Raw genomic sequence first — 963 nt, forward strand, 5'->3', positions numbered from 1 at the left:
CACCTGTCCACTGTCTATCAAGTCATGTAAACGAGAGCTTTTATCCACATCAGCTCTGCGACTCGTAACAATCACCTTCGCACCTTGCTTCGCGATATGAGCCGCTAACACTTCCCCTATTTTGCCTAATCCACCAGTGATCAGGTAGACACCCTCAGCTTTAAAGTGGCTGGCACTAGGCGCGCTCAGTTGCAGAGGCACATGCTGCCCTTGCCAACGCTGCTTCCCTCTAAATGCGATTTCATGGTTATGCCAATCACTTAACAACTCCTGTGTAAGTAAATCCGCATAGAGCGCAGCTTCTGCACCTAGGCCTCCTAAATCTAAGTACCTGCTGCGAATACCGCTCAATTCCTGGCTTATTACTTTGCTCGCCGAGAGGAGCATTGCTTTGTTTGGTTGGAGTGTTTCTTCACCATCAATGCGATAAACGCCATTTCCAACGAAATGAATGGCTGCTTTATGCCCCTCCTCCGACAACCCCTGGGCAAGGTATACCGCGCTACAAAAAGCCCCTGTTTCATGGTGTTCAACATCATCGACATCCCACAAACTGACTACTTGTAATTCACTATCTCTTTGCAAAGCAGCCGCCAAACTGACGTAGTCCTGCTTGTTTAATCTATTTAAACTAAATTCTGTTGCCTGAGCGTTTCCAGAGAATGTTGCGTTTTGTAAAACGCGGATCACACGTTGATTGTGCGCTTCTAATCTGCTTGCTAACGCATTGCCTAGGCCATTGCCGTCCATCAGTAACAGCCATACGCGCTCTGTCGATGCAGATACCGCTTGTACATTAGGTTGACGATGCCATTGCTGACTATAGAACCACTTATCGATTGGTGCTTGTGCTTGTTGTGGAGCATGCGCTGCCTGCCCTACACTTGCTCCTTTGGCATCTATCCAATAACGCTGGCGCTCAAATGGGTAGCCTGGCAGAGAGACTCGTTGGCGCTGCTCCGC

At 48.8% G+C, this 963-nt stretch carries 1 protein-coding gene; it reads right to left on the minus strand.

The genetic code is table 11. The features are described from left to right. A partial coding sequence (locus N480_RS16240) for a KR prefix domain-containing protein (protein ID WP_155732874.1) occupies positions 1 to 963 on the minus strand: 963 nt, incomplete at both ends.

The sequence above is a fragment of the Pseudoalteromonas luteoviolacea S2607 genome, assembly GCF_001625575.1.
In the GTDB taxonomy this organism is placed as follows: Bacteria; Pseudomonadota; Gammaproteobacteria; order Enterobacterales; family Alteromonadaceae; genus Pseudoalteromonas; species Pseudoalteromonas luteoviolacea_E.